The 25,211-nt window shown below is 41.0% G+C and carries 45 protein-coding genes; 38 read left to right on the top strand and 7 right to left on the bottom strand.

Annotated features, from left to right (window positions below):
- Positions 1-158: 158 nt before the first annotated feature.
- The 5 genes from CES81_RS11625 to CES81_RS11605 all read right to left on the bottom strand — a co-directional run bounded on the left by CES81_RS11625 (position 159) and on the right by CES81_RS11605 (position 3,912).
- A complete protein-coding gene (locus tag CES81_RS11625; RefSeq protein WP_089121897.1) occupies positions 159-1,307 on the bottom strand; it encodes a site-specific integrase in 1,149 nt (382 codons plus the stop codon).
- A gap of 164 nt (positions 1,308-1,471) precedes the next feature.
- Complete coding sequence (locus CES81_RS11620) at positions 1,472-2,305, bottom strand: hypothetical protein (protein ID WP_089121896.1); 834 nt, start codon at positions 2,303-2,305, stop codon at positions 1,472-1,474.
- Positions 2,306-2,371: 66 nt separating this feature from the next.
- Entirely contained in the window at positions 2,372-2,794 is a 423-nt protein-coding gene (locus tag CES81_RS11615) for a hypothetical protein (protein WP_089121895.1), read from the bottom strand.
- A gap of 60 nt (positions 2,795-2,854) precedes the next feature.
- Positions 2,855-3,580, bottom strand: a complete 726-nt coding sequence (locus tag CES81_RS11610; RefSeq protein ID WP_180949805.1) for an ImmA/IrrE family metallo-endopeptidase — start codon at positions 3,578-3,580, stop codon at positions 2,855-2,857.
- 2 nt (positions 3,581-3,582) lie between these two features.
- The gene (locus tag CES81_RS11605; RefSeq protein WP_089121893.1) at positions 3,583-3,912 is read right to left on the bottom strand and encodes a helix-turn-helix domain-containing protein; all 330 of its coding nucleotides are present in this window, start codon (positions 3,910-3,912) and stop codon (positions 3,583-3,585) included.
- Positions 3,913-4,113: 201 nt separating this feature from the next.
- Between CES81_RS11605 and CES81_RS11600 the strand changes: the two genes are divergently transcribed.
- The 3 genes from CES81_RS11600 to CES81_RS11590 are packed head-to-tail and all read left to right on the top strand — an operon-like array spanning position 4,114 to position 5,384.
- Positions 4,114-4,323: a helix-turn-helix domain-containing protein gene (locus CES81_RS11600; protein WP_089121892.1), complete on the top strand. Its 210-nt coding sequence runs from the start codon at positions 4,114-4,116 to the stop codon at positions 4,321-4,323.
- The gene (locus tag CES81_RS11595; RefSeq protein ID WP_089121891.1) at positions 4,324-5,091 is read left to right on the top strand and encodes a phage regulatory protein/antirepressor Ant; all 768 of its coding nucleotides are present in this window, start codon (positions 4,324-4,326) and stop codon (positions 5,089-5,091) included.
- Between the two features lie 50 nt (positions 5,092-5,141).
- The gene (locus CES81_RS11590; RefSeq protein ID WP_089121890.1) at positions 5,142-5,384 is read left to right on the top strand and encodes a hypothetical protein; all 243 of its coding nucleotides are present in this window, start codon (positions 5,142-5,144) and stop codon (positions 5,382-5,384) included.
- On the opposite strand, the gene CES81_RS11585 is transcribed toward CES81_RS11590, so the two are convergent.
- A complete protein-coding gene (locus CES81_RS11585) occupies positions 5,374-5,856 on the bottom strand; it encodes a hypothetical protein (RefSeq protein ID WP_089121889.1) in 483 nt (160 codons plus the stop codon). The genes CES81_RS11590 and CES81_RS11585 overlap by 11 nt on opposite strands.
- A 118-nt stretch (positions 5,857-5,974) precedes the next feature.
- Between CES81_RS11585 and CES81_RS11580 the strand changes: the two genes are divergently transcribed.
- Both CES81_RS11580 and CES81_RS13590 read left to right on the top strand, forming a co-directional pair.
- Complete coding sequence (locus CES81_RS11580; RefSeq protein WP_225356398.1) at positions 5,975-6,169, top strand: DNA-binding protein; 195 nt, start codon at positions 5,975-5,977, stop codon at positions 6,167-6,169.
- A 40-nt stretch (positions 6,170-6,209) separates the two neighbouring features.
- Positions 6,210-6,350: a hypothetical protein gene (locus tag CES81_RS13590; RefSeq protein ID WP_180949804.1), complete on the top strand. Its 141-nt coding sequence runs from the start codon at positions 6,210-6,212 to the stop codon at positions 6,348-6,350.
- Positions 6,351-6,522: 172 nt separating this feature from the next.
- Here the strand turns inward: CES81_RS13590 and CES81_RS11575 are convergent, their stop codons facing one another.
- The gene (locus CES81_RS11575) at positions 6,523-6,816 is read right to left on the bottom strand and encodes a hypothetical protein (RefSeq protein ID WP_089121887.1); all 294 of its coding nucleotides are present in this window, start codon (positions 6,814-6,816) and stop codon (positions 6,523-6,525) included.
- 61 nt (positions 6,817-6,877) lie between these two features.
- Here CES81_RS11575 and CES81_RS11570 point away from each other — a divergent pair, with 61 nt between their 5' ends.
- The 33 genes from CES81_RS11570 to CES81_RS11415 all read left to right on the top strand — a co-directional run bounded on the left by CES81_RS11570 (position 6,878) and on the right by CES81_RS11415 (position 25,208).
- Positions 6,878-7,207: a hypothetical protein gene (locus CES81_RS11570; RefSeq protein ID WP_089121886.1), complete on the top strand. Its 330-nt coding sequence runs from the start codon at positions 6,878-6,880 to the stop codon at positions 7,205-7,207.
- A complete protein-coding gene (ssb, locus tag CES81_RS11565) occupies positions 7,197-7,691 on the top strand; it encodes a single-stranded DNA-binding protein (protein WP_089121885.1) in 495 nt (164 codons plus the stop codon). Before CES81_RS11570 ends, ssb begins: the two co-directional genes overlap by 11 nt.
- A gap of 13 nt (positions 7,692-7,704) precedes the next feature.
- Entirely contained in the window at positions 7,705-8,448 is a 744-nt protein-coding gene (locus CES81_RS11560) for a conserved phage C-terminal domain-containing protein (protein WP_089121884.1), read from the top strand.
- Positions 8,429-9,256, top strand: a complete 828-nt coding sequence (locus CES81_RS11555; RefSeq protein WP_225356397.1) for an ATP-binding protein — start codon at positions 8,429-8,431, stop codon at positions 9,254-9,256. The genes CES81_RS11560 and CES81_RS11555 overlap by 20 nt, the downstream gene beginning before the upstream one ends.
- A gap of 174 nt (positions 9,257-9,430) precedes the next feature.
- Entirely contained in the window at positions 9,431-10,132 is a 702-nt protein-coding gene (locus tag CES81_RS11550) for a putative HNHc nuclease (RefSeq protein WP_180949803.1), read from the top strand.
- Between the two features lie 2 nt (positions 10,133-10,134).
- The gene (locus CES81_RS11545) at positions 10,135-10,557 is read left to right on the top strand and encodes a hypothetical protein (protein WP_089121882.1); all 423 of its coding nucleotides are present in this window, start codon (positions 10,135-10,137) and stop codon (positions 10,555-10,557) included.
- Between the two features lie 3 nt (positions 10,558-10,560).
- Positions 10,561-11,289: a hypothetical protein gene (locus tag CES81_RS11540; RefSeq protein ID WP_089121881.1), complete on the top strand. Its 729-nt coding sequence runs from the start codon at positions 10,561-10,563 to the stop codon at positions 11,287-11,289.
- A gap of 35 nt (positions 11,290-11,324) precedes the next feature.
- Positions 11,325-11,672 (top strand): hypothetical protein, encoded by a 348-nt coding sequence (locus CES81_RS11535; RefSeq protein WP_089121880.1) that lies wholly within the window; start codon positions 11,325-11,327, stop codon positions 11,670-11,672.
- Between the two features lie 5 nt (positions 11,673-11,677).
- Positions 11,678-11,839, top strand: a complete 162-nt coding sequence (locus CES81_RS13585; protein ID WP_180949802.1) for a hypothetical protein — start codon at positions 11,678-11,680, stop codon at positions 11,837-11,839.
- 58 nt (positions 11,840-11,897) lie between these two features.
- Entirely contained in the window at positions 11,898-12,695 is a 798-nt protein-coding gene (locus CES81_RS11530; protein ID WP_089121879.1) for a DNA adenine methylase, read from the top strand.
- A gap of 4 nt (positions 12,696-12,699) precedes the next feature.
- Positions 12,700-12,987, top strand: coding sequence for a hypothetical protein (locus CES81_RS11525; protein ID WP_089121878.1), 288 nt, complete (start codon positions 12,700-12,702; stop codon positions 12,985-12,987).
- Entirely contained in the window at positions 12,984-13,496 is a 513-nt protein-coding gene (locus tag CES81_RS11520; protein WP_089121877.1) for a hypothetical protein, read from the top strand. Before CES81_RS11525 ends, CES81_RS11520 begins: the two co-directional genes overlap by 4 nt.
- Positions 13,493-13,900 carry a YopX family protein gene (locus CES81_RS11515; protein WP_089121876.1) on the top strand — a complete coding sequence of 136 codons (408 nt, stop codon included), beginning with the start codon at positions 13,493-13,495 and terminating at the stop codon, positions 13,898-13,900. The genes CES81_RS11520 and CES81_RS11515 overlap by 4 nt, the downstream gene beginning before the upstream one ends.
- Complete coding sequence (locus tag CES81_RS11510) at positions 13,897-14,178, top strand: hypothetical protein (protein WP_089121875.1); 282 nt, start codon at positions 13,897-13,899, stop codon at positions 14,176-14,178. The genes CES81_RS11515 and CES81_RS11510 overlap by 4 nt, the downstream gene beginning before the upstream one ends.
- Positions 14,175-14,504 (top strand): hypothetical protein, encoded by a 330-nt coding sequence (locus CES81_RS11505; RefSeq protein ID WP_089121874.1) that lies wholly within the window; start codon positions 14,175-14,177, stop codon positions 14,502-14,504. The genes CES81_RS11510 and CES81_RS11505 overlap by 4 nt, the downstream gene beginning before the upstream one ends.
- A 2-nt stretch (positions 14,505-14,506) precedes the next feature.
- Complete coding sequence (locus CES81_RS11500) at positions 14,507-14,716, top strand: hypothetical protein (protein WP_089121873.1); 210 nt, start codon at positions 14,507-14,509, stop codon at positions 14,714-14,716.
- Complete coding sequence (locus CES81_RS11495) at positions 14,713-15,081, top strand: hypothetical protein (protein ID WP_089121872.1); 369 nt, start codon at positions 14,713-14,715, stop codon at positions 15,079-15,081. Before CES81_RS11500 ends, CES81_RS11495 begins: the two co-directional genes overlap by 4 nt.
- Positions 15,082-15,163: 82 nt before the next feature.
- Entirely contained in the window at positions 15,164-15,613 is a 450-nt protein-coding gene (locus CES81_RS11490; RefSeq protein WP_225356399.1) for a YopX family protein, read from the top strand.
- On the top strand, positions 15,606-15,935 hold the full coding sequence (locus CES81_RS13400) for a hypothetical protein (protein WP_145993350.1): 330 nt from the start codon (positions 15,606-15,608) through the stop codon (positions 15,933-15,935). The genes CES81_RS11490 and CES81_RS13400 overlap by 8 nt, the downstream gene beginning before the upstream one ends.
- A 128-nt stretch (positions 15,936-16,063) precedes the next feature.
- Positions 16,064-16,339 carry a hypothetical protein gene (locus tag CES81_RS11485; protein WP_089121870.1) on the top strand — a complete coding sequence of 92 codons (276 nt, stop codon included), beginning with the start codon at positions 16,064-16,066 and terminating at the stop codon, positions 16,337-16,339.
- Positions 16,340-16,356: 17 nt separating this feature from the next.
- Positions 16,357-16,671: a DUF3310 domain-containing protein gene (locus CES81_RS11480; protein ID WP_089121869.1), complete on the top strand. Its 315-nt coding sequence runs from the start codon at positions 16,357-16,359 to the stop codon at positions 16,669-16,671.
- A gap of 309 nt (positions 16,672-16,980) precedes the next feature.
- Positions 16,981-17,475 (top strand): hypothetical protein, encoded by a 495-nt coding sequence (locus CES81_RS11470; RefSeq protein WP_089121867.1) that lies wholly within the window; start codon positions 16,981-16,983, stop codon positions 17,473-17,475.
- Between the two features lie 122 nt (positions 17,476-17,597).
- Complete coding sequence (locus CES81_RS11465) at positions 17,598-17,957, top strand: HNH endonuclease (protein ID WP_225356396.1); 360 nt, start codon at positions 17,598-17,600, stop codon at positions 17,955-17,957.
- Positions 17,958-18,114: 157 nt separating this feature from the next.
- Entirely contained in the window at positions 18,115-18,570 is a 456-nt protein-coding gene (locus CES81_RS11460) for a phage terminase small subunit P27 family (RefSeq protein ID WP_089121865.1), read from the top strand.
- Positions 18,557-20,344: a terminase large subunit gene (locus CES81_RS11455; RefSeq protein WP_180949800.1), complete on the top strand. Its 1,788-nt coding sequence runs from the start codon at positions 18,557-18,559 to the stop codon at positions 20,342-20,344. Before CES81_RS11460 ends, CES81_RS11455 begins: the two co-directional genes overlap by 14 nt.
- 12 nt (positions 20,345-20,356) lie before the next feature.
- Positions 20,357-21,619 carry a phage portal protein gene (locus tag CES81_RS11450; protein WP_225356395.1) on the top strand — a complete coding sequence of 421 codons (1,263 nt, stop codon included), beginning with the start codon at positions 20,357-20,359 and terminating at the stop codon, positions 21,617-21,619.
- Positions 21,552-22,274, top strand: a complete 723-nt coding sequence (locus CES81_RS11445) for a head maturation protease, ClpP-related (RefSeq protein WP_089121863.1) — start codon at positions 21,552-21,554, stop codon at positions 22,272-22,274. Before CES81_RS11450 ends, CES81_RS11445 begins: the two co-directional genes overlap by 68 nt.
- Before the next feature lies 1 nt (position 22,275).
- Positions 22,276-23,463 (top strand): phage major capsid protein, encoded by a 1,188-nt coding sequence (locus CES81_RS11440; RefSeq protein WP_089121862.1) that lies wholly within the window; start codon positions 22,276-22,278, stop codon positions 23,461-23,463.
- Between the two features lie 44 nt (positions 23,464-23,507).
- Entirely contained in the window at positions 23,508-23,798 is a 291-nt protein-coding gene (locus CES81_RS11435) for a hypothetical protein (protein ID WP_089121861.1), read from the top strand.
- Positions 23,799-23,812: 14 nt separating this feature from the next.
- Entirely contained in the window at positions 23,813-24,160 is a 348-nt protein-coding gene (locus CES81_RS11430; protein ID WP_089121860.1) for a head-tail connector protein, read from the top strand.
- Positions 24,129-24,470, top strand: coding sequence for a phage head closure protein (locus CES81_RS11425; RefSeq protein WP_089121859.1), 342 nt, complete (start codon positions 24,129-24,131; stop codon positions 24,468-24,470). The genes CES81_RS11430 and CES81_RS11425 overlap by 32 nt, the downstream gene beginning before the upstream one ends.
- Positions 24,471-24,472: 2 nt before the next feature.
- Entirely contained in the window at positions 24,473-24,877 is a 405-nt protein-coding gene (locus CES81_RS11420; RefSeq protein ID WP_089121858.1) for an HK97 gp10 family phage protein, read from the top strand.
- 4 nt (positions 24,878-24,881) lie between these two features.
- Entirely contained in the window at positions 24,882-25,208 is a 327-nt protein-coding gene (locus tag CES81_RS11415; protein WP_089121857.1) for a DUF806 family protein, read from the top strand.
- Positions 25,209-25,211 lie beyond the last annotated feature (3 nt).

The raw sequence follows: 25,211 nt of genomic DNA, 5'->3' as shown, positions 1-25,211 counted from the left end.
CATCAGATGAATTATTGTATTTCATCTGACAACCATAAAGGGATTATCGCAAAACCCCGTGGTGACGCCTTTTTTGTTTTTCGAAGTGCTATAGGCTATTATGGGTTTTCAGGCAAAGTAAGCCAAAAAGTAAGCCAAAAAGTAAGCCAATTTTGGAGCTAAAAACCTAAATAATTTGCCATTAAATCCGTTGCTTTGTTGCGTTCGTTTTTAGTGGTTGCAGTGTAAATATCCATGGTCGTTTTAATTGAGGTGTGACCAAGTTGTGACTGTAAAGCTTTAGGTGTGACACCAGCTTCCACAGCCAGGGTTGCATATGTGTGGCGAAAAGCATGGACGGTAACTTTTTTAAATCCATACTGTTTGATGATCTTGTGGAGCCAGTTGTTCGGTGCCATGGTTTGCAGTACCTGACCTTGTTCGCCAGTGAATATCAACGAGTCGGGTGATACTGATTGGAAACCATGTCGCATTAAATAACCACGCCATTGCCTTAAAACATTGACTGTTTTGTGATCCAGGAAAACCGTGCGGATGCTATGCTGCGTTTTTGGCGGTTGGATGATCAAGTGGTGTTTATCACCAACTGCTAAAGTTTTGGAAACTGAGATAGAACAGTCCTTAAAATTAACGTCTGACCACGTAAGTGCCAAAATTTCCGACTTGCGCATACCACTGAAGGCAGCTAACCGGAAAAAGGTATAAGGTTGCCGTCTTGATTCATCAGCGCTTAAAACGGCTAAAAATCGCTTTAATTCATCACCGGTGTAATAGTTTTCGGTATTGGGTTTAGCGATGGTATTCTTTGGCACAATGATTAACTTGGCCGGATTACGGTCAATGATTTGTAACCGCTCTGCATAAGTGAATATCCGACTAGCATAGCTGATGTACATCTGGTATTCGTGATAACCGTGCTCAAACCAGGCGTTAACGACCTTTTGAACCTGCATCATATCAATGTACTTGATCTTATACTTGCCAAATTTCGGCAATATCTGCCGGTTGTAGATCAATTGAGCAGTATGCCAGGTTGATTCTTTAACCGTATGCTTGTACTGCTCAAACCAAAGGTCAAAGACTTCTTGGTAAGTTGCTTCTTTTTGCGGTTGATCAGTTGGTAAGCTGCCGGTTTCTTCAACCTGCGCCTCTAACCGGTCAAGTTCTGTAATCGCTTGACGGCGAGTTTTAAAACCACGACGGCGGGTGGTCGTTTTGCGACCTGTTTTAGGATTGATACCGCCGTATATCTGGAATTCATAACGATCCTCGTTCTTTTTGTTTTTATATTTTTTAATTTTTGCCATCTGTTTATCCTTTCACCGGGGTGGATGATTGGATTAAGTTAGGTTGTGGCATCACCTCCTTTAAGTTATGATATTAAAAAGGGTGGACTTCATCCGTATATGTATTTTCGTAGGCACATCTCAAACTTTGGCGAGGGCGGGATGTGTTTTTATTTCATTTAAAATTAATCTATAGAGCGGAATTTACCATCTTTATATCTAAAATGCCATTGCTTACCACCGTATCCCTTGCCAAGATTACGCCATTTAGTATCAGTGTAAATTTTGGAGCCAGGAGCAAGAATAGTATTTTTACCAGGTACTGTTAGTGAATCAATCGTATGACCATTATTACTCCAATACATAGGGTTCTGATAGGCATTATACGGAGTTACAGAACCGGCATAAGTGTAACCTTTAAACTGACCATTAACTTCTATGGCTAGAAACTTTTGATTTACTTTTTTAGCTAGAATTTTAGTCCCTTGAGATTTGATGGTGTATGAGCCAACTGAATCAGTCTGAGTAGGTTCCGTTGTTAATTGAAGATGTGAGTTTTGCGTATAACCAGTTTCATATTTACTGGTTGAAAATGATTTACTAGCAGCAACTTTGAACCCAAGCTTTTTCGGAGAAAGTTGTTGAATTTTTGAAGATGTTTTACTTTTTGAAGTGGCCTTTTTTGTTGTTATCCAAGAAGTGTTGCCTCTATTTGTTACCCAAAAGTACTTGGAAGTGTTTGTCATGCCTGATCCCTTAACATACCAAGCATAGTGTAGCTGGTTTGATTTTACGTAGATATGTGTCCCAGAATGTAATGTTTTATGACTAACAGCATATGATTTATAAAGTGGATTAGTCATTTTCATTTTGTATGCCGTCGTAGTCTTTTTTACATATACATGACGATAATTGTACCAATAGTGTGAGCCATATTTAGCCATGGCTGAAGCAGTAGTTGCCGTAGAAAACGACAACAGCATAGTTAAACCTATAGTAATCAAAGTTCTTTTCTTCATAATTGTATTCTCCCAAACAAGCCAGCTTTTAAGGTCATCAGTATTTGGACTAAATAAATGCTGTTGTTATTGCTTAACAATAAATAACTTATCTAAGTCCATCATAGTAACCGATATATGATCATATTTTTCTTCTGCCATACCATTGGCTTCCATACTATCGGTTATGGTTCCAGGCCCAATTGAGATTCCAAATCCCGTAAGTATATTGCCCTTATCTATTTCTTTCTTGCCTTTATAAGAACCAACAAAATATTCACCATTAGATTTAATTAGATATTTAGTATCATTTGTATCCGCATTATAAGCAACTGACAAAACTTTTGCTTTGTTAAATTTAAGTTTTGAACCATAATTCGTTGTAGCTGAGCTGGCAGTTTTGTAGGAACTCTTATCATTCCATTTCTGAATTTGTGAGCTTTGACCACAAGCAGTTAGCCCAAAGGTTAAAAATAATAATATAATTACAAACTTTAAAAATTTCTGCATGATTGACCTCCGATGCGACTATAAATTATTACATAAGTTTAAAATTCTCAATCACGGTGTTTATTCAGCGTATAAAATTACAGAATTAATAATGTTTATATATTCCGGGTTATTAACGACATTTGATGATATAACTTTTGAAAGTCCACTAGTGAGTGGGTTACCTTCATAATCATTTGCTAATACTTGTGCATCCGAAAAATTTAACTTTTGCTGATACATTAAATAATCTAACAGTCGGTTATAATTTGCACCATAACTTGAAGAAAACTCCTTTGAAAACTCATTTTTTAAATTTTTTGTCTTTAAAATCATTGCGACCAGTGCTTCCTCAGGAATTTGCATCATAGCTGCACCAAAATTAGCTACTGCCTCACAGTATTGCTCTTCTGGGGAATAATCTCCACGCGCAAATACGTCAGAAAATGATTGACCAGGTTTTCCAGTTTGTACATCATTAACTAAGTGGTTAATTTCATGTAGTTTTGTGAAATTTTGTCTCCCCTCATTAACACTAGAATTAAATCCTATTTCGTAGAATCCATGGTTTCCAATCATTAAAGATCCTGCAAATATACGTTTGGGTTTGCCAGTAAATGTAAAAGGGACGAATTCTACATGATATGCTAACTCACAATAGTGGACGTAATCATTCGTTCGCAAGTTACAGGTTTTAGTGTCAAAGTAATAGGCTATGTCATTTGCTAAATCACTATAATTAATTAAAGCTTCATCATATGCTTCTTGTAAGTCGCAATAATTTAAATTTTTGTATCCATATGCCAATATTATTCCCCCGATTCACGCTTTTTAAGACGTTGGGTTAGAAAATCAGTATAAACGTCCAACTGTTCTTTTAATTCTTCAACGTCATCATCATCCAAACCCGCTGTATTAATTCGATAATAACTAACAGGGTCCTTGCTTGGATGTCTATCCAACAAATAATCTGTAGATACACCAAAATAATCTGCTACCTTTTTAACTTTATCAATTGATGGAGATGTTTTGGTCCACTTATACAGAGATCCATTTGAGAAATCCAACTTTCGTTCTACTTCAGCAATACTAACGTTTCTAGTATCTGCTAGCTCTTTTATTCGGTAGTAAATGTTCATAATTATCCCCCAAGTTAGAATATATTGCTTTACAGGGAATATATTACGTGATAAGCTATTGGTGTTCTCGGGGCAGGGAACACATCAAAGCGTATCAGGAATATATACCTGAATTAGCTTTATTTAATGTGCCTTAATAATAGAATATATTCTGTCATTAGTCAATACAGCATATATTTAAATTACTTAGGAGGTGAGAATGTGGAAGTATACAGTGCCATTAAGGTAATAGCGCGTCAACGAAACATCAGTATATATCGTATTGAACACGATTTAGGTTTGACTAGTGGAATCATTAGCAAATGGGATAATGCCATGCCCAGTGCAGATAAATTGCAAGCAGTCTCTGACTATCTTGGAGTTACATCGGCATATATCTTAAACAAGTCAAAAGAAATTGAGGTGATATAGGTGGCAGGTTCATCATTAGTAAGTTTGAAAGAAAAGCAAGTTGTTACCAGTAGTTTAAATGTTGCCAAAACCTTTGGGAAACAACACAAGCATGTGCTAGAAGCTATTGACAATCTCGTAGCCGAAATTTCGGCCACCAAATCTAGTAGCCCAAAATTGCGTAGCCAAATGTTTGCTGAAGGTACTTATATCAATAGGGGTAAAAGATACCGACAAATCTTTATGAATCGTGATGGCTTTACTCTGTTGGCTATGGGATTTACGGGGTATAAAGCTACGAATTTTAAGTTGGAGTATATTGAAGCATTTAATTCGATGGAAAAGACGGTTGCGACCAAAGCCAAAGATTCATACATGATTGACGATCCAGTTGAAAGGGCAAAGCGGTGGATTGAAGAACAACGTAAGACCAAAGAACTGGAAGAAGAGAATACCAGCATGCAACCGAAAGCAGTTTTTGCGGATGCAGTAGCAGTATCGCACACAACAATTCTAGTCGGCGAGTTAGCTAAGCTATTAAAGCAGAACGGTATTGATATTGGTCAGAGACGGTTGTTCACCTGGTTAAGAGAAAATGGTTACCTCATCAAGCGCAAGGGCACTGATTGGAACATGCCCACACAGCGCTCAATGGAGATGGAACTATTTGAAATTAAGGAAGGCAGTTTTGCTCATTCAGATGGGCACACGTCAATCACGAAGACCGTAAAAGTCACTGGTAAGGGTCAGCAATACTTTATCAACAAGTTTCTTAATATGAGCGCGTAAATCGAGTGGCAATTATGTAAGTCAATCTAGAAAAAAGGAGATTTAAGCAAATGGCTGATAAACAAAATGATGAATCATTACCAGATAAGGAAGTCGTTTTACATCGGTTTCTAAATAAATTTTCGCGTGAAGAGCAGCCATATGTTCTTTCAGATTTGGAAAAACCAATAGGTATTGGGGAGAAAATAGTTCAATTATTAAAAAAAGAAGACGTAACGTATGACGATGCATACGCAAGTCTTCAATACGCCTACGAATTGCTGAAGTATAAGTCAAACTTCATTAATTTGTAGGAACTTCTTCAAGTAATGAAATAGGTTCGAAAACAGAGTTCGAATCTGTCATTAAGAAAGGTATTTTGAGACCAGATTCCTCATTTTTAACATCATAAGTGAATTGAGAAACAGGGTCTCCCTCCAAGTTGCTAACAAACTGTGAAATTTCCATAAATAATATCTCAGGATATTTCAAATTAAGACGAATATTGTATTTATCGCTGAAATCTTGTAGACGCGAACCATTAATGAAGTTGAAAAGCAAGTGAGAATTAGTGATTTCGCGTTCTCCATACCATTGCGATTCCTCACTATTTCTGATTAATCGAAGGTTCTGGATTCCACTTGGCAGGCCTTCTACCGATTCCTTATAAAACTTACCGGTCATTAAGGAATCGTTGTATTTGAACAGCAGGATATAGTTTGGCTTAACTAGTTTGTTAATCCATTGGAGCAAATACTGAAATGCTTCCATTTGTGCATGAGTCAAAGTCATCACCTCCTTTACTCAATCAGTATAGCAGTGGTGAATTTAAAAGAGGAAGCATCAGAAGCCAGATCATTTTATTACCAAGATTCTAATCAATATGAACAAGGCAGGTGATCACATGAGTGAGGCAAAAGAAATGATCCAGTTTGGCCGGTATTTGAACTTTAAAAATGCCATGCGCTATATGGATATCAAAAGCTATACCACGCTACACAAGATGATTGCTAAGGGCTTAAAAATAACGGAAACACCATATGGAGTTCGAATCGATACCAAGGATATCGACGAATTCATGAAGCAATTTAAATACTAAATCCGGGGTGGATGAATGGTGTTTCGAAAGGAAGGGTTTTATGAACACAAATGACTATGTGTTTTATGGCAAGTGTCTTGTGGTTGGCACCATTGCATTGCTCACTTTAGCTTTTGCTGGTGGTTTAGTTTGGGCTATTAGTGAGGCGGTTAAAAATCCGCATGATTTCTTCGGATGCTGACATTGATTGCGATTTTCTTACTGGCAGCATTCGTTGAATGGTTTGAGAGGAGGTAATCTCATGAACCAAAACAAAAAAGATCATTCGAAATTAACGAATGATCCAGATAAAGAACCGAGTTTTTTGTTTGTAGCCAATATTAGTCTGTCCCTTTTTAGCATTGCTATTGCTATTATTGCACTGTTTTCAGCGCGATAAGACTGATGATTAGGGCAGCCAATGAAATAGCAATTGGCAACAGTACCCAATTGAATTTAAAAAGTGATTTTCGGCCGATGGAGGTAATTTCAAATTTTGAGCCAGCTGTGTGTTTCCTAAATACTCGTTTGGAGTCTATTTCGGGATAATCCAGCTGAACTATCCAGTCATTCTCAATCATGTAATCCAGGTATTTATATTGTTCTGGAATCCACATGCCTGCTTTTAAATTCATGATGAATAGATGAAACCAGATTGATAAATTCAAGCTCTCCACCTCCGTACTTGTCAGTATACCGGGATTAAAAATAAAAAAGAAGGTAATGAACATGAAAAAACGAAGTATTGGCGATTTAGCCTATTCCAATCCTCAACGGAGTTGGTTATGGAAACTATTGCATAAAAAAGTCGACCACCGCAAATGGTCGACACAGAAAAACAATTTTCAAAATCATTATATCACGAGAGAAGGCTATTTGACGATGGTACGCAGTAACCTAAAGTACTTGAAACGAGACGTTAAACTCTGTGAAGCACGCATTGACAAGACACCTGCTAATCAAACGGATGCACTTGAATATTGGTTCGAACATTTGGATTTAGCAAAAAAGAATCTGCTGATGTACGGAAAGTTAGAGGTGGTTGCTAATGATCAATAGAGTGGTCTTAACCGGGCGTTTAACTCGGGATGTTGATTTAAGATACACAGCTAGTGGAACCGCAGTTGGTAATTTCACCTTGGCAGTTGACCAGCGCTACAAAAGTCAAAACGGGGAGCGTGGTGCTGACTTCCCTCAGTGCATTATTTGGCAGAAGTCGGCTGAAAATTTAGCCAATTATACCCACAAAGGGTCACTGATTGGTGTTGAAGGTCGTTTGCAAACGCGCAAGTACACCAATAAGGACGGCCAGGATGTTTATGTAACTGAAGTGGTCGTTGAGAACTTTGCGTTTCTAGAAGCGAGGCGAAACAACACTAGTGGATCAAGCAACGGGACTGGGAATGGAAATCAGCCAGCTAATGATGCAAACAACAATACCCATGCTCAAGGTGGCGACAACCCTCGAACGAACCCTAAATCTGATCCATTTACGAATAACGCGGACTCGATAGATATTTCTGACGACGATTTGCCGTTCTAACGGGGGTGAGCAGATGACTAACAATTTATTAATCAGCGAACCGCCACTGCAAGTACTACCGTCACTCGCAATCAAGGTTGGGTTAAACGAAGCCATCATCTTGCAGCAGTTTCATTACTGGTTGCAACGCTCGAACAATATCCGTGATGGTGAGAAGTGGATTTACAACTCTTATGCAAAGTGGGCACAACAGTTCCCTTTTTTCTCAGTTCGAACAGTTAAAAGAACAATTTTATCACTAGAAGAAAACGGGTATTTGATTAGCGGAAACTTTAATACAGCAGGGTTTGACAAGACAAAATGGTATCGAATCAACTATGAAAAACTAGGGGGTCAACGATTGGGACAGAATGACCCAACGAGTGGGACAGAACGTCCCAACGGATTGGGACAGAGTGACCCAGCCAATACCAATAGATTACCAGAGACTACGCAAGAGACTACAAAAGACTCTAGTGCGGATGAATCCGCACCGCACTATCCATACCAGGAAGTTATTGATTATTTGAATGCTAAAACCGGTAAGAAGTATCGGAATACTAAAACGAACCAAGGATTAATGCGACCCCGGTTTAACGAGGGCTTTACGCTATCCGACTTTAAAAAGGCTATTGATCATCAAGTACTAGCCTGGGGCAATGACCCACGGATGAGTGAGTACCTAAGGCCCAGTACGTTGTTCCGAGCCAGCAAGTTTGAAGGCTATGTCAATCACAGTGTGAATGGTGGTGAATCGTATGGTGGAATTGAATTCTGATTTTCAAGCAATGCTGCCCGGCAAAGTTAAAGAAACGGATGAGCTGTGTCCAATTCATCATATTCCATTGGTTGAAATGAGTTGGAGCAATGCCAAACCGTTTTGCGTTAAGTGCCGTCAACATCAAATGGAACAAGAAGAACGGGAAAAGGTTGAACAGCTACAGAAAAAACTGTATTGGCGCAGGACTAAGCAAGTCCTGACTAAGGATTCAATCTTTAGTGATCCCGACTTAAAACCAGCCACGTTTGCCAACTTTAAGCCTAGCTCACCAGAGAGTGAGAAGAACTTAAAACTCGCCCGGCACTGGGCAGGCGAGTATCTCAACCCGGATAATGCCTTTAACGTGATACTAACTGGGCTACCAGGTCGTGGAAAATCACATCTAGCACTCTCAATGCTCAAAGCAGTTAACGATAATGGCCAACGTCCGATGTCTTGTCTTTTTGTGAGTGTGAACGACCTGTTCAGACTGATCAGAGACAGTTTCAACTTTCCTGACAGCAGATATACCGAGGAAAACATGGTCAACCTGCTAGGAAACGTTGATTTGCTAGTCCTAGATGATTTAGGTTCGGAAGCTTCCTTCAAACGGGCTACCAGTGAAGCTAGTGAGTTTGTTCAGCGGACACTATTTGGCATTCTGGATCAGCGCCAGCGGACAATCATCACTACTAATCTGACCAGTAAACAGCTGGCCGCGATCTACAACCCTAAAATCATTTCACGGTTAGAGAAAAACATCCGTGGTCACATCATCAGTTTTACGGCAGCCACGCCAGACAGCAGAGAAAGGATCGAATTCTAATGACATCAAACACTGATTCATGTCCTTACTGTCAAGGTACAGGGCGAGTACAAGAAGTGACTGGCTACGGAACGATTTGTATCGGCCCATGTGAACATTGCCATGCTAATGTACAAAATCAGCAGTCTTTTGAGCAATTAAAACGCAGATTTGAGCAGGAATGGAGTGATTGGCGTGCAACTGACCGGCAGAGTAACTGAAGACAACGATGGACAGTATTCAATCAAGCTTGATCCCGAATCACTTGAGAACGCCAGCAAGATAGACGCAACTGGCTATCATGCAGTTTTAGACATTGAACTGATTGACCGGATCACTATGGCACAACGAGCAAAGATTTATGCACTGATCGGTGAAATTGCTGATTTTGCTGGATATCGTAAGCGCAGTTTAGAGCTAAAGCAGAGTCTGAAAAAGATGTTCATGGATGAAAATGACATATCAGGTATGTTTTCCCTGAGTGATTGCAGCAAACAGATTGCCTCTGATTTTTTGGAGTATCTTATCGGATTCTGTTTCGAATGGAACATCCCGTTTGCCAGTTCAACTGTTGATGCTATCCGTGAACAACCACGCTGGGACTTCTACTGTTTAAAATATCGCAAGTGCACCATCTGTGGCGAACATGCAGACATTGCTCACGTGCATGCAGTTGGTATTGGGCGAGACAGAGACCACATTAGCCACGTTGGTAATAGTGTGATGGCACTGTGCCGAAAGCATCATATCGAACAGCACACAATTGGCATTCATAACTTTATGAACAAATATCACACCAAAGGCTTAAAAGTCACCCCAGAGATTGCGGAGATGCTTAAACTAGGTAATTTCCGCACGGTCCGGGGCGAAGATATCATTTCTACGAAAGAAGGATAACCATGACAAAATCACTGATCAATATCGACTTATCGAAAATCTCCAATGGCGCATTGCAGGAAAAGTTTGAACGGGAAATGCAAAAGGTAGTTGCTAATCTGATGGATCCGAATACGGATGCCACCAAGAAACGCAAACTGACCATGACATTGACCTTACAAACGGATGATTCCCGTAGCGTTGTATTTATGGACACGGAAGTTAAATCAAGCTTGGTACCAGACAAATCGGTTAACTCCAAATTATTGATAGGCTTGGACGACCACAAACAGCCAGTTGCTAACGAACTTAAATCAGGCACACCTGGTCAGACATTTATCGGTGATGATGGTAAATTGCACACTGATACCGGTGAAGACGTCGACCAAGTCGAAGCTAAACAAAAAAACAAAGTTATTGATCTCCAACACGGAAAGGAAGCCTAACTCATGGAAGAAAAAGACGCACTCGAATACCTAGCTAATTTAGCAAACACTGCCAATGAAAAGAAAATCACGTTTGATAAATACGGCAGCGCATTTTTGATCGGCGATGATGTTCATCCGTGGCACCCAGATACCAATGCGGACGAAGAACTGCAAACGCATACTTTACAATCGGTGGTCGATTACGCACACAAGTTGCCGGAAGATAAGCCCTACTTTATCCACGTGGTCAGCCCAACGCTAGTTAGAGTTAGAGGTTTTCTTAATGGCTACGGAGAACGCAACGAACTTTTGATTGCTCAACCGTGGAATATCTGGGACAAACAAGATGAGTTCTTTGACCGTGAGCAACTCAATATCATGCTGCAATCTATGTTTGTGGATGACGAGGAAACCGACAAAGCTATCCTGCTTAAATTTATCGGTAATTTACGTGAAGAAAATGCTCAGACAGCTAGTGATGACGGCATCACTCAAAAGGCCACTATGAGTACCGGAATTGCCTCACAGGATACTGTTATCGTACCCAATCCGGTCAACTTGCGTCCATTTAGAACCTTTACGGAAGTTAAACAGCCTGAAAGCCAATTTGTATTCCGCATGAAGCAAGGCATGCAAGGTGCACTATTCGAATCCGATGGCAGTGCCTGGAAGAACGAAGCAATCGACAACATCAAAACGTATTTGAATGATAATTTATCCGAATTGGAGAATATCACGATTCTGGGATAGCCAGCAGTTTGATTAATTCTTGGGGAAGTGAGCGCATGAGATCCAACAAGTTCATTCAACGGGTTTACGAACTTGAGAAAAAATACAACGGTTTCGTGAATATCCCGGACGACGAATTAGCCAAGTTCAGAAAGTTTGAAAAACGGTATTTTGGCAAAAGTGATAACAAGATTGAGAAGCGGCGCAAATACACCCGGTCAAAACGTTTCCAGGACGCCTTTAACACGTATCTTAAACGCACCCGAACCGTGGACATGACAGCGGTTGAGATTGCTAAGCAGATGAATAACAGTCCGGAATTAACGGATGACGGGCGGTATTTCATCAGCAGTGTGCATGCTGCACAATTATTGAAGTCACGTAAACGAAAGTATAAGAGGTGATTGCTATGTATCACGTAGGTGACAAAGTAAGTTGGGAACGCGATGGCATCCGTCATTACGGTTTCATTCAAGCGCTGATCAACCGTGGTGCATACGTCACCGCCATGGTTGAACATCATGAGCTGCCACTAGAACAGTTACGAAAAGTTGGCAGTGACTTTATTTAAAGGCAAAACGTTAGCACGCACATCGATTAAGCGGATGAAAGATACATGAGGTGATTGAATGAAACGGATATTAAACTATCCAGGAAGCAAATGGAATATGGCTAGATACATTATTTCGCTTATGCCACCGCATACCACATACCTAGAACCATTTTTCGGTTCAGGAGCAGTGTTCTTTAACAAAGAGCCAAGTAAGATTGAAACAATTAACGATATAGATGGACGTATTGTTAACTTCTTTAAGCAGTGTCGTAACCACCCAGTTGAACTTTCGCAATTAATTCAATTAACGCCACTTAGTCGTGAAGAATACCAATTGAGTTATGAGATTTCAGACGATCCATTGGAAGATGTTAGACGCATGATGGTACGAAGTTGGCAAGCAATCGGCGGTAAGACTTCTGACCATACTGGTTGGCGAGCAAATATAGACCTGAATGGCTCTAAAACGACTGAGTGGAATCACATTGATGAACGTATTTTAGCAGTTGCCAGTCGCCTTAAAGATGCCCAAATAGAGCATCAGGATGCTTTCAAATTGTTGGAACGATACAACCGACCTGACGTACTGACCTATGTTGATCCTCCTTACTTGATGAGCACTCGGAGTAAACGCCACTATGCTTATGAATTCAGCGATGCTGACCACGAGTCATTACTTAAACAATTAGTTGATTTTAAAGGAAAGGTAATTCTTTCGGGTTATGCATCGGATATGTATGAGGAATACTTGAGTGATTGGAATCATGAAATGAGAATTGCCAGTGTTGAAACGGGTAGCAAACGTACAGAAGTTCTATGGTGCAATTTTATTGCTGAAACATCAACTAAACAGATGGAATTATTGAGGATGTGAACTAATGCAGACGGATGAAGTGAAATTTATAAAAGAATGTTTTAGTCGAGTTCAAGAATATCGGTGGGAACCTACTAGCAATCCGTATTATAACCAATTGCTAGTTTGGATTAACTACTGGGATTTACCATTTTTCATGCAACAAGGTCAGCAGTTCTTAGATGGTGTGTTCTTTCCAAAAGCTGACTTACAAGATGATGGTGTTTGTTTCGACTTATTGGAATTAGTCGGCGATGAATATGAGGAAGATATGAAGATTATCTTTCCGATGGAAGTTGAGGAAAACAAATGAAAACGAGTGAATTTCTTAAAGAAGTTAAGTCATTAGGATTCAGTGCTTTTGTTGATGAGCAAAAATATGTATATGTTTCCATTCAAAGCTACGGAGACGACTGGTTTATATGTGTTGGGAACGATTGTACCGGCAATATAGATATCGATGCTGGTTATTTTAAAAATAACGGTGAAGATTTTGAAAAGATTACTAAACTAGCTGTTGACTATGCATTTACACCAGTTTCTGAGCGTGAAGATGAACCGAAATTCTGTGTAGCTGTATCTCCTAGCTATTACAAAGATGAAAGTGTTTGGTATTTAGGCTCTCGCAAAGCTGGTTATGCAAACGAAACCGGTAAATCTATTGAATGGTATGGCACTGAAGGCGCGTGCGCACATGAATTTACTCCCAAAAGTTATGCTAAATTTTTAAAAGATTATCCAGAATGGCGACCATTTTTGCCGGATTATGACCCAGACGATAGAGATAGGTTTGTACCTGTTCCTATGGAGGAAGACGAATGAGACCAATTAAGTTCAGAGCTTGGGATAAGCCAGACAATGATTTTATCGATAATGTTCAAGAATCGGTGCGTGTTTACACTCAAACCAATGCCTGGGATACATTAGCTGAAAGTCTAGGCACCTTTGACGCCATTATGGATAGTGATGATTATGTTGTCGAAGAATATACCGGATTGAAGGACAAAAACGGTATTGAAATCTACGAGGGCGACATTCTTCGTTGGCACGATCCATGGACGGATGGCCAAGACTGGCTGGGTGTGGTGACATACCAAGAAGCCGGATTTAAACTGGACACTGATTTTAGGTTCAAAAACACCGAATGGTTGGAAGCGGGTGCATGGCGGTTTGAAGTCGTTGGTAACATCCACGAGAATGCCGAACTACTGGAGGCAGACGAATGACAGCACTGACCGAAGAAGAAAAGCAATATAACTCATGGTGGATGTCGAGATTTGATGCGGACAGTTACAAAATGATTCGGCTATTTAATCATAGGGATCTGCTGCAGACATATACCACAGCTAACAGTCGATATAGTGATGCTGAGGATGCTGAAAGTGCATTCTGGACAGCAAATCAGGCCAATATGGCTGTGACATGTGTAGCGGTTGGCAGTAAGCGGTACAAGAAAATCAACGGCAAAATTCGACAAATTGCCAGCATGGAGGCGGCCAAATGAGATATCGCAAGACCGAATTAATTGAAGCAGAACAGTTTTGGGGGTCAGGTAAAATGGCTGTGAAATATGATATGTGGAAACCTTTACCGGCATTTGGTAGCGTGTGGCGAATTGCAACTCCAGAAGGCGAGGCAATGGTTCATTCTGGTGATTGGATCGCCACAGACACTAAGGGGGAACATTGGCCGATTACAGATGACGTTTTCAAACGGACGTATGAACCTGTGGAGGTTACCAAAATGCGACAACGCTATCTAAAACTTGGTGTAAAAAACATTCAAGAAATCGAACACGCTTATCAAAATGCGGTTTGGAAGGCGGATTAATTATGACTAGAACGGAAGAACAACAAGAATGCCCGTACTGCCATGACGAGAAGACAATTGTTGGCGATAATGACATGGCTGCTTATGTGATGATCAAAATTAATTGTCTATTTGTAGTACCAAGAATTATCATGCCAGGCAACAGCACTGGAACTGGTTGCCCTATTAACTATTGCCCTATATGTGGTCGAAAATTGGGAGTGGCTGAATGAAGAATATGTTGTGGCTAATTTGCTTTGAAAAGAATGATGAAATGGAACCAGTATCAGTCTATGCAGAAAAATCAGAGGCAGAGAATGCAGTTACTAGAATGTCAGTTATTTTACCATTTAATTATCACATCGAACCGGTGGTTAACGGTATTGCGGCTGAAACGAAAGCACAGCAGGATTGTCCGTACTGCCATGAGAGCAAGGTTATTGTTGGTGATAGCGATTTGCAAGCCAATGTGATGATTCACCTAGGTAGCTTGTTTGTAGTTCCAAAAATCATCAAACCAATGGGAAATATGGGATCAGGACAAGGAATTAGCTACTGTCCCATGTGTGGAAGAAAGGTAGATGCATTCGATTGTTAGAAACTAAAGCCCAGAAAGAATGCCCGTATTGCCATGGATTCAGGGCATGTCCCGTGTACAAACGGAGGTTGGGCATCAATTGATGAAAAATAGAATTTTAAGAGCGTGGGTAAAAAAACAAGAAAAGTATTACCAAGTAAAACAAATCAACTTTGCTAGTAAAACTATAACTGTTAAAGACTTCTTGATAAAAGAGAAAACATTTAAATTTAACGAGGTTGTTTTAGAACGATACACGCGATTAGCAGATATGAAAGAAAGACAGATTTGTGAAGGAGATATTTTGCATTGGCATAATCCCACGAATTTCAGTGTAGACAATTATGGAATTGTTCGGTGGTTAACTATAAGTTTTCTACTAGATACGAGTGGCAAATGGGCTTTGTATAAGCCAGCTCACTTTTTGGAGAATTACGCTTGTCGAATGGAAATTGTAGGAAATATTCATCAAAATCCTGAACTGTTGCAAAAAAATATATGGGATTCAACAGCGGATAATGTATGGAAGAAATTTGGGGGATTAAATGGCTAACAATAGATGGCGATCATTACGAAAAGCTAGCTGGGGATTAAATATAAATCTGTTGGATGGCTCATATGTTGGGTGGCACACAAGACGCCACAAGAATTTCAAACGCGATAGATACCGGGGCTGGAAACGGGCTAGTGTAAAAAATAAAATTCCTTACCACGCTAAGTTAAGCCAATACATTAAAGCAGTGCAGGGAGGTCGAATGGTTGCAAAATCGAAGGCGATTAATTCCACTTGGTCAGGCGGCGCCATTGTCACCAAGATTACAGATAATGAAACCATCAATATTTACACTGATTTAAAACGGGGTGATCACGATTAAAGATTATTTGGGAGCAGTTAGTGAATTGATTGGCTGTGGAATCGTCTTAGTAACGGTTTTAGCGATCGCATTTTTGGTAATCAAAGCCATCATGATCGTATTTGGATGGGTATTTTAGGAGGCATGATATGAGCAAGAAAGTTCTATCTATGACTGACAAGCATTTAAACCAAGGTAAGAAATGCACCATTGGAGATTTATTAGCAACGGTCAATGAAGAATACGGTAATGGGAACATTGCTGGAATAGCATTTATCTATCAAACTGTAGATGAAAATGGTGAGGTATTTAACCATGGTGGTTACGCTTCTAATGATTCTAGGGAAGTTGGTCTATTCAGTTTGATTGGTGGCGTATCGCAGCTATCAGCTGATATGACACGTGATACCTTCGGAAACGTTTAGGAAGTGAGAGGGAGCCTATGAATTTAATTAATCCTGATTATTATGTCAACAGTGGTAAAGACCTGTTTGACCGGTTCGAAGATGGCTTAATGACGGATGAGAAGATTCGCGGATTTTATATCGGTAACATCTTCAAATACGTCACACGTTATCAAGACAAGAACGGTATCGAAGACCTTAAAGAATCCAGCACATATTTAAACCGATTGATTGCTTTTGAAACTAAAGGTGAACATGCGGATGATATCAACTGGAATGATGGTTTTCGAGAATTCGCAAGAAAGGTAAATAAGATAAGTGATGGTGATACCAATGACGCCAGAACAAATTAAATACCGTGATTATTTAATTAGAGCATTCAATGATCACAATCAAGATATGGAGGCAACTATCAAGTGGGTATATGACCACTTTCCTAGTATGCGGACAGGTGTGCGTGATGCTCACAAACGGTTAACCATTCAGCAAAGAAACGAAGTGCTAAGAGAAATACTAATGGAGTCCTAGCTGGATTCCAATGGAGATGATGGCAGTTGATAAAAGATGCGTTGATGATCTTTCTGGGCTTTTGCCTTGGCATTACAGTTAGTTATGCCAGGTTTTTATGGATCATTCGTAAATAATGAGAAGGGCATGATTAGATGACGTTGATGCTAAGTAAAGAAGAACGCACGTTACTTGCTAAAGAGATCGTAACTCAAGAGATCAAGTATCATAAGTTGGAATCACAGAAAGTATTGCGGAACAGTCGTGAAGTACTTGAGCATTACCGTGGATTAAAAGACCATATCAGTGTGCCAATGCCAGAGCTAAGTGATGACCAGCCGTTCTCAGAGATTGACCGTAAGCTGCAGGCATTAGCAGGTTATCGTGCACGCACTGAAGAGTATGTGCAGTTCATTGACGAGGTACTCACCAAGTATAAACAGCGGTGTATGTCAGGCACACAAGAACAACGACGCAAGTATGAAGTGATTGATCAGCTATACTTACAGCCCAAGGCACAGACAATTGATGCATTGGCTAAGCGATTTAACAGTGATCCAAGTACTATTCGCCGTGATGTATCAAGAGCAACTGCTGACCTCAAGCCACTGCTGTTCGGTGTGGCGGGCTTGATGGACATGCACAAATGATGCACGAAACCTGCACACCAAACCACTATCGAAAGAGTTATAGTGTTAGTGTGAAATTAATTCAAGCAATGGTTTAATCGTAATCATCCATGAGTACTGTGATACTTGTGGGTGATTTTTGTATGCAGAAAGGAGCATCCGTCATGATCCAGCGTCGCTATCAGCATGATGCCAAGACCGAAGCGTTCTACCATTCGTCTGATTGGCGGAGCGTTAGGGAGCTGGTACTAAGACGGGACCATTTCCTTTGCCAGGAATGCCTAAGGCAAGGAATTGTCCACACTGGCAATACCGTGCATCATATCGTGCCATTGAAAGATGACTGGAACAAACGGCTAGACCTGGACAACTTAGAGACAATCTGTTTAGCCTGCCATAATAAAGAACACTTCGAAAAAGGCTATTCGCAAGAACAAAAGGACACTGACCGTCATGCAAAAATGATGGGCGCTGTCCTTTTTAAACGCAATCCGGAACTGTGAGGGTGCAACTATTTTTGATAGCCCCCCTACCTACAAATACCGGTATGACGCAATCACAGGGAGCGGATACACCACCTTAAGTAATTATAAATTCGTTTTTGAAACAAAAAATATTCGATTTACCACCCAGCGAAAATTAAAAAGGAGGTGAGGGTGAATGCCACAAGTTGCAAAAAGCGCCATGATCCATTTGCTGGAAGGAAATCCCAACAATCTAACTAAAAAAGAGCTTCACAAACGTTCTGAGAACGAAAAGAAGCTGCAAATTGCTAGTAATCATATTGATCCTCCTGCATGGTTGTCCACGGGTGCTAAAAATGAGTTTAAACGGATTGTCACATTATTTGAGCCGACCAAGCTACTCACAGAAGCCGATGTGAACCTATTGGCGGTCTACTGTAATTCGTTGATGGATTACAAAGCCTATAAAGCGCAAATCAAAAAGCGTGGGTATTTAGTTAAAGGACGTTTGAATCCGTTCATTCATGAAAAGCAAAAAACCGCTGATTTGCTTAACAAATATGCTAATCAAATAGGATTAACGCCATCAGCTCGAGCGTCTTTAGCCATCAATATGGATTCGAAGGAAGATGATGACGATGAAGACTTCTGATGTTAATCCGATTGATTTTGATTATGAGCATATCATTGAATGGGCAGAACAATATGTAAAAGAGCAAAGTGAATGGGGTGGCATCTTAAAAGAGCCGTCACCGGTACTACTGACTACTATGTATGCCAAATTAGTAGCTGAAAAGGCTATTTTGGCATCAAAAGAGGTCGTTTTGGCAGCTAAACGTCACTTGAAAGACCTTAAACGATCAGAAGATGATGATTTTCCTTGGAAATTTGATGAAGAAAAGGCGTTTCGGCCCATCAGATTCATAGAGAAAAAGTGCAAACCGTCAAAAGGCGCCGATACCCAGCTGGTCATGCAGCCCTGGCAGCATTTTGTCATTGGCAGTGTATTTGGTTGGGTCAACAAGAAGACTGGCTTACGCCGTTACCGTGAAGCTTTGATATTTGTTGGCCGTAAAAACGGTAAAACCACCATGGAGTCCGGTTTAGCAGATTATATGGCTGGTTTTGACGGTGAAAATGGTCCCAATGTCTACATTTTGGCTAACTCCCAAAAGCAATCTCGGATTTTATATGAAGAATCCAAACGGATGATTGAAAAATCGCCCTGGCTTAAAGAACGATTTGTTCCCAATGTTTCGGAGATCAGATATCCCAAAACTAACGGTACAATTGTTGCTATGTCAGCCGAAAAATCTAACAAAGATGGTGAAAACCTCTCGTTCGGGGTCTTTGATGAAATCCATGAGTACCAGGACTACGCATTGATCAACGTGATGAAAAGGTCACGGGGTATGCGAAAGCAACCCTTGATCATGTACATCACAACAGCTGGGAATATTTTAGATGGTCCACTGGCTGATTATATCGATCAGGCTGAGGATACCTTGACCAACTATTCAGACTTTGTCAACGAACGAACCTTCTACTTCGTGGCTAAGTTAGACGATCCTAAGGAAGCTGATGATCCTAGACTGTGGATCAAAGCTAATCCTAATTTTGGCTTGATGCAGATTGCCGATTTAATCAGTGATTATAAATCTGACCGAAAAAGTCCCAAAGAATACGCAGACTGGATCACTAAGCAGTTCAATATCTTTGCCGAAACGGATGAATTGAGCTTCATCACCCCCGAAACCTTGGCTTTAAATGACCGTGTGATCGACATAGATAGTCTAGAAATGCGTGATTGCATTGGTGGGTATGATTTATCCGACACGGAAGACTTCACGTCTGCGTGTCTAGAATTTCCCTTAGATGATGGGTCAATTTATGTATTGGAAAAGTCCTGGATACCGCAGAAACGATATGAACGGGATAAAAACCCGGAACGGATCAAAGAATGGGAAGATTCTGGCGATATTGAGATCATTCCTGGTAATTACGTGGACTACTCATACGTTTTGGAGTGGTTTAAAGCCATGTCTGATCGTTTCAATATCGTTCAAGTTAACTATGACCCCGCAAAAGCTTTACGGCTTAACAAAGAGATGGAAGAGGCTGGATTTGAAACTAATGTTGTCCGTCAAGGGTTCCTGACCCTGGGCGGTCCATTGCAAAACTTTAAAGAGCTACTGTTAGACGGCAAAGTCGTATTTAATAATCAGAAGATCTTCAAATGGTATCTAAACAACGTCCGGCTCCGTCAAGACCGTAATGACAACTGGTTGCCGACTAAGCAATCGCAGTCACGTAAGATTGATGGCTTTGCGGCAGCTCTTGACGCACATACGACGGTGATTGACATGCTGGTGGAACCAGATACCGGTTTTGAATCACCCGAGTATATTTCATTTAAAAAAATTTAAGGAGGTGTGAGCTTGGGAATTTTTCAAAGGATCAAACAGGCGTTTTCACCACCACGAGTTAAGCATTCCGGCAAAGGCTATGATTTCTCGTTGTGGCAGGGTCAAAACTTTTGGGGCTTATCCAATTCGACCTTATCAAAAAACGAAACTATTTATTCAATTGTGTTTCGACTAGCCAATACACTGGCTTCGTTGCCGATTCACTTGTATAAGGATTACGACCAGCAGGACAATGAGCTGTCGCAGTTAGTGAGTCAGACACCTAACGAGAACATGCACGCGTTTGACTTCATGCATCGTATGGAAGTGTCGCGTGACACGTTCGGAAATGGTTATGCGTTGATTCAGCGCGATGCCAATTTAAATCCAGTAGCGTTACTGCCCGTTTCAGCGGATTATGTCACACCCATGGTCAATATTGAAGACAACAGCTTGTGGTATCGCGTCACTGGCGAAAAACAAAATATGACGGTTTTTAACACGGAGATGATTCACGTCAAACATCTTCAAACGGTTGAAAGCTTAGTCGGAATGAGTCCCATAAAAGTTCTGCACAATGCATTGGAATTTGACAATGCCGTGCAGAATTTTAATTTAGGCGAGATGTCCAAGCAGGATAGCTTCATCGTTAAATATGAAAAGAACGTCGATAAAGACAAACGGGAAGCCCTCGTGGATGACTTTAGAACGTTCGTACATGACAACGGTGGGGTTATTTTCCAGGAAAAAGGCTTCGATATTCAGCAAATTGACCGTGATTTTGTGTCTGGCGACATGGTCAACACTGAAAAAGTCACCCGTTCGCGGATTGCAAACGTGTATAACGTGCCACTGAACTTTCTGAACGAGAGTTTTAGTGAAGGTGTCAGTTCTAACGAACAGCTGATGACGCAGTTCGTACAAATGACCTTAGTACCAATTGTTAAGCAGTATGAAGCGGAATTTAACCGCAAATTACTCACGGAAGACAAGCGGGCTAAGGGTTTCTACTTCAAATTCAATCTGAATGGCCTGCTGCGTGGTGATACGGCTGCTAGAACTAACTTCTACCAGATGATGATCCGTAATGGTATTGCATCTCCGAATGATCTACGGAAGTTAGAAGATATGACACCTTCTGACAACCCGAACGCTGATCAATTGTTTGTCTCTGGTGATCTATATCCAATTGATATGGACCCAACGCAACGAAAGGGGGTGACAAAGAATGACACTACCAAAATACCTGACAATCAAACAGCAAGCGGCAACCAACTCGGCGGAAATGAGCATTGATGGCGAGATCGTCACGGATGAATATGAAGATACTGATACATCAGCTGCGGGATTTCGTGATGCGCTTAAGAGCTTAGGGGATGTTAAGACAATTAATCTGCATATTAATAGTCCTGGCGGTTCAGTATTTGAAGGCATTGCGATCCATAACATGCTCAAACAAAATAAAGCGACAGTTAACGTTTATGTAGACGGGTTAGCTGCATCAATTGCTAGTGTGATCGCGATGAGCGGTGACACTATTTTTATGCCGCAAAACGCCATGCTGATGATTCACAATCCGTGGACAATGGCAGTCGGAAATGCTAAGGAACTGCGCAAACAAGCGGATGATCTTGATACCATCGCCAAGGCCAGCGTGCAAACATACTTAGCAAAAGCTGGTGAAAAATTAGATGAAACAACACTGACTCAGCTGCTAGACGATGAGACCTGGTTAACCGCCCAGGAAGCATATGATTATGGACTGGCCGATGAGGTTTTGGAGCCTAATCAGGTTGCTGCTTCACTTTCACCGGATATTGCAGAGAAGTTTCGTCATGTACCAAAGCAATTATTGGCAAAACAAAAAGTCAACAGTGACTTTCGCCAAAAGTTGTTGAAGAAGACCAAGCAAGCCAATGCGCTTGTGGAACATACATTAGGAGGGTTTTAATATGGCCGTTACATTATTTCAAAAGAAGCAAAGCCTCGCCGAAATCGGTGAAGAATTAACGCAAGTTAACAACGATATTGCCGAAAAAGCTGGTAATCCCGCTGTTGATGATACAGTACTTAACAAACTCAGTGAAAAGTCCGAAAGCTTGGAGAAGCGGTTTAATTTGTTAAAGACACAAATTGACCAGCAAGAAGCTAAAGACAAGAAAAATCTTGAAAAGAAAAATCAACGTACTCATGAAAATGACGATCCCAAAGCCAAACAGATTCATGCGTTCGCTGGTTTAGTTCGTGCCACCATGTCTAACAAGCCAGTGACACATGACATCCTAGAAGCATTAGGTGATGACGACACTACTAAGACTGGCGGTCAAAGTATTTTGCCAGTCACAGTATCAAACCAGATCATTGCTGAACCCTTTGATGACAACCCACTGCGTCAAGATGAAGCTATTTCAGCAATCACTAACCTGATTCTGCCACGGGTGGCCTTTTCAATTGATGATGATGGCTTCGTTGGAGACCAAGAAGTATCTAAGGAAATTGCTTTGAAAGGTGATCAAGTTGCGTTTGGTCGTTTCAAGACCAAGTTAAAGGCTGCGGTATCGGAAACCATCTTAAACGGTACTGATACGGCTTTGACTCAGTACATCCAAAGCGCTTTGCAATCAGCTTTAGCTTTGAAGGAAAAGAAAGTTTCATTTGCGACAACACCTAATGCCGGTGAAGAACACATGAGCTTCTATTCTGATGAAGTTGGTATCAAGAAGATTTCTGGCGACAACATGTTTGATGCCATTACTCAAGCGGCTGGCGACATTGACGATGCCTTCCAGGCAAATATCAAGGTCTACATGCGTCGTCCAGATTACTTAGCTATGATTAAGGAATTGTCTAACAGTTCTGCTACGTTATTTGGCAAAGCACCTGAAGAAATCATTGGATATCCAGTTCGCTTTACGGAACGGGCAACGATCCCAGTGGTTGGTAACTTCAGCTACGTTCAATTGAACTATGAAATTGCTTCAACCTTGTATGAACAATGGAAAGACTATGACAAAGGTATCAATTACTTTGGCTTGACCGCATGGTTTGACCAACAGATCCTGTTAGCTTCTGCTTTCCGTCTGGCAACCACTACTTCATCAAACCCATCTACCACTTCCACTACACCAGCGTCAAAATAAGCGCCCCGACCGGCGCATCAACGACTGTTAACACCGATGGTAGTGTGACAATCAATTGGAACGCCGTAGACGGGGCTAAGTCGTATGTAATCCATTATGGCAACCCTGGTCAAACAACTGGCGACGCCAAGTTTATGGAATACACGACTGGTACTAGCTACACTTTGCCAGCTGATAAGGTGCCGTCACATAAAGATGGCGACAAGATTTACTTCTACGTTCAAGCATTTTCTGACGAAGGACAAGGTGCAACCACTGAGGACCAAGCTGAATATTTAAACGCCGGACAATTCACTGGTTCTGACTGGTCGAAAGTCGCTAGTGCCACGTTTTAGTGAGGTGAGATAGCATGGCGGATGAAACTGATGAACTTTTAGATGATTTAAAGTTGTCACTCCGGATTGACGGTGATGATGACGACAGTTTGCTAAATCGGTTATTGAGTGCAGCACGAAGCAATATTGTTGGCAAGGTTGGCAACAATATAACCGGTTTTTATGACCACAACGACGAGTTTAACTGGGCGGTCATGCTATTGGCTTCTCACTGGTACATTAACCGATCAGCAACGGATGACGTTGAGCGTTATGAAACGCCAATTGCGCTGGAAGACTTAACGCTTTCGTTGAAAGAATTGTATTTGGTAGCAGAGCGAGGTGTGGATGATGGCCAAACGGATTCCGGTATCTCAATTTAACAAGCGCGTTGAGTTTGGTACCATTCAATCGGTTTACAACCGTGCTAGTGGTACGAATGTACCCAGTTTTGCTTCTCAGATGGCTCTGTGGGCAAAACAGCAACGGCGATCATTAAATAATCAGTACAAGCTAATGGGTACCGAGTTGCAGGACAGTATCGTGGTGATCATTCGTCACAATGACGCTGTGAACCGTTCACTGTTAGCTAAAATGAATGGCACGCTTTACGACATCGCTGATATCAGCCCGGATGACTCAGATTACATGTCCTATGATTATTTGACGCTGAGCGAACATAAGAAGGTGTAATGATGGCTGATTTAGATGAGCAAATGATGGCTTGGTACCGTCAAGTCGGTAAGCTGATTCCCAGCACAACAAAAAAAGTCGTCATGACCACCGCAGCCGGTGAAGTTTTAAGAGGCGAACTAGCCAAAACGACCCGTGCAAAACATTATCAGGAAAATCGGACTAAAGGCGTTAAACACCTGGCTGATTCCGTGGAATTAAACCCCAATGATATTGGTGGTGAAGTTAACGGTTCTACAGTGGTTGGTTTCACTGGTAAAGATGGTATCAACCATGGCCGGATTGCTCGCTTTTTAAACGATGGTACTAAGAAAATCGTTGGTGATCAGTTCGTTGACCATTCACGGGAGATTGCCAGGCCGTTAATGCTAAAGGCTGAGTACGAAGCTTACAAGAAGTTGAGGTGATCGTTTGAACTTAAACCTGCCCGTTAACCAGGCAATGGATCTAATTGAATCCGCTCATTTTGATTGGATCGACCATATTTATGGCGGTTCAATTCCCCGTGAAGTACAGGACAACGTTGATTCTAACGACATTCTGATCACCGAAACGGAAAACGAGCCTGGTAAGTACAGTAATAACCAATTTAAGAAATGGAAGATTGGCGTTGAAATCTCAATCTTTTATAAAAAAGAAATCCCAGCTGATTTCAATATGATGAAAGCTGAGATTGATTTAGTTAAGTTACTAAAGGTTGAAAGCACGAAAATGAGCCACAGCTCTTGGTATCATTGAGTT

The organism is Secundilactobacillus pentosiphilus (assembly GCF_002217985.1).
GTDB classification, from domain to species: Bacteria; Bacillota; Bacilli; order Lactobacillales; family Lactobacillaceae; genus Secundilactobacillus; species Secundilactobacillus pentosiphilus.
The sequence above is the reverse complement of the archived record's forward strand: the minus strand, read 5'-3'. Positions and strand labels throughout refer to the sequence as shown.

Excerpts from the sequence above, each read along its gene's own strand:
- CES81_RS11625 (WP_089121897.1), bottom strand. The coding sequence starts at position 1,307 with ATGGCAAAAATTAAAAAATATAAAAACAAAAAGAACGAGGATCGTTAT.
- CES81_RS11620 (WP_089121896.1), bottom strand. The coding sequence starts at position 2,305 with ATGAAGAAAAGAACTTTGATTACTATAGGTTTAACTATGCTGTTGTCG.
- CES81_RS11615 (WP_089121895.1), bottom strand. The coding sequence starts at position 2,794 with ATGCAGAAATTTTTAAAGTTTGTAATTATATTATTATTTTTAACCTTT.
- CES81_RS11605 (WP_089121893.1), bottom strand. The coding sequence starts at position 3,912 with ATGAACATTTACTACCGAATAAAAGAGCTAGCAGATACTAGAAACGTT.
- CES81_RS11590 (WP_089121890.1), top strand. The coding sequence starts at position 5,142 with ATGGCTGATAAACAAAATGATGAATCATTACCAGATAAGGAAGTCGTT.
- CES81_RS11580 (WP_225356398.1), top strand. The coding sequence starts at position 5,975 with ATGAGTGAGGCAAAAGAAATGATCCAGTTTGGCCGGTATTTGAACTTT.
- CES81_RS13590 (WP_180949804.1), top strand. The coding sequence starts at position 6,210 with ATGAACACAAATGACTATGTGTTTTATGGCAAGTGTCTTGTGGTTGGC.
- CES81_RS11570 (WP_089121886.1), top strand. The coding sequence starts at position 6,878 with ATGAAAAAACGAAGTATTGGCGATTTAGCCTATTCCAATCCTCAACGG.
- ssb (WP_089121885.1), top strand. The coding sequence starts at position 7,197 with ATGATCAATAGAGTGGTCTTAACCGGGCGTTTAACTCGGGATGTTGAT.
- CES81_RS11560 (WP_089121884.1), top strand. The coding sequence starts at position 7,705 with ATGACTAACAATTTATTAATCAGCGAACCGCCACTGCAAGTACTACCG.
- CES81_RS11555 (WP_225356397.1), top strand. The coding sequence starts at position 8,429 with ATGGTGGAATTGAATTCTGATTTTCAAGCAATGCTGCCCGGCAAAGTT.
- CES81_RS11545 (WP_089121882.1), top strand. The coding sequence starts at position 10,135 with ATGACAAAATCACTGATCAATATCGACTTATCGAAAATCTCCAATGGC.
- CES81_RS11540 (WP_089121881.1), top strand. The coding sequence starts at position 10,561 with ATGGAAGAAAAAGACGCACTCGAATACCTAGCTAATTTAGCAAACACT.
- CES81_RS11535 (WP_089121880.1), top strand. The coding sequence starts at position 11,325 with ATGAGATCCAACAAGTTCATTCAACGGGTTTACGAACTTGAGAAAAAA.
- CES81_RS13585 (WP_180949802.1), top strand. The coding sequence starts at position 11,678 with ATGTATCACGTAGGTGACAAAGTAAGTTGGGAACGCGATGGCATCCGT.
- CES81_RS11530 (WP_089121879.1), top strand. The coding sequence starts at position 11,898 with ATGAAACGGATATTAAACTATCCAGGAAGCAAATGGAATATGGCTAGA.
- CES81_RS11525 (WP_089121878.1), top strand. The coding sequence starts at position 12,700 with ATGCAGACGGATGAAGTGAAATTTATAAAAGAATGTTTTAGTCGAGTT.
- CES81_RS11520 (WP_089121877.1), top strand. The coding sequence starts at position 12,984 with ATGAAAACGAGTGAATTTCTTAAAGAAGTTAAGTCATTAGGATTCAGT.
- CES81_RS11515 (WP_089121876.1), top strand. The coding sequence starts at position 13,493 with ATGAGACCAATTAAGTTCAGAGCTTGGGATAAGCCAGACAATGATTTT.
- CES81_RS11510 (WP_089121875.1), top strand. The coding sequence starts at position 13,897 with ATGACAGCACTGACCGAAGAAGAAAAGCAATATAACTCATGGTGGATG.
- CES81_RS11505 (WP_089121874.1), top strand. The coding sequence starts at position 14,175 with ATGAGATATCGCAAGACCGAATTAATTGAAGCAGAACAGTTTTGGGGG.
- CES81_RS11500 (WP_089121873.1), top strand. The coding sequence starts at position 14,507 with ATGACTAGAACGGAAGAACAACAAGAATGCCCGTACTGCCATGACGAG.
- CES81_RS11495 (WP_089121872.1), top strand. The coding sequence starts at position 14,713 with ATGAAGAATATGTTGTGGCTAATTTGCTTTGAAAAGAATGATGAAATG.
- CES81_RS11490 (WP_225356399.1), top strand. The coding sequence starts at position 15,164 with ATGAAAAATAGAATTTTAAGAGCGTGGGTAAAAAAACAAGAAAAGTAT.
- CES81_RS13400 (WP_145993350.1), top strand. The coding sequence starts at position 15,606 with ATGGCTAACAATAGATGGCGATCATTACGAAAAGCTAGCTGGGGATTA.
- CES81_RS11485 (WP_089121870.1), top strand. The coding sequence starts at position 16,064 with ATGAGCAAGAAAGTTCTATCTATGACTGACAAGCATTTAAACCAAGGT.
- CES81_RS11480 (WP_089121869.1), top strand. The coding sequence starts at position 16,357 with ATGAATTTAATTAATCCTGATTATTATGTCAACAGTGGTAAAGACCTG.
- CES81_RS11470 (WP_089121867.1), top strand. The coding sequence starts at position 16,981 with ATGACGTTGATGCTAAGTAAAGAAGAACGCACGTTACTTGCTAAAGAG.
- CES81_RS11465 (WP_225356396.1), top strand. The coding sequence starts at position 17,598 with ATGCAGAAAGGAGCATCCGTCATGATCCAGCGTCGCTATCAGCATGAT.
- CES81_RS11460 (WP_089121865.1), top strand. The coding sequence starts at position 18,115 with ATGCCACAAGTTGCAAAAAGCGCCATGATCCATTTGCTGGAAGGAAAT.
- CES81_RS11455 (WP_180949800.1), top strand. The coding sequence starts at position 18,557 with ATGAAGACTTCTGATGTTAATCCGATTGATTTTGATTATGAGCATATC.
- CES81_RS11445 (WP_089121863.1), top strand. The coding sequence starts at position 21,552 with ATGACACTACCAAAATACCTGACAATCAAACAGCAAGCGGCAACCAAC.
- CES81_RS11440 (WP_089121862.1), top strand. The coding sequence starts at position 22,276 with ATGGCCGTTACATTATTTCAAAAGAAGCAAAGCCTCGCCGAAATCGGT.
- CES81_RS11430 (WP_089121860.1), top strand. The coding sequence starts at position 23,813 with ATGGCGGATGAAACTGATGAACTTTTAGATGATTTAAAGTTGTCACTC.
- CES81_RS11425 (WP_089121859.1), top strand. The coding sequence starts at position 24,129 with ATGGCCAAACGGATTCCGGTATCTCAATTTAACAAGCGCGTTGAGTTT.
- CES81_RS11420 (WP_089121858.1), top strand. The coding sequence starts at position 24,473 with ATGGCTGATTTAGATGAGCAAATGATGGCTTGGTACCGTCAAGTCGGT.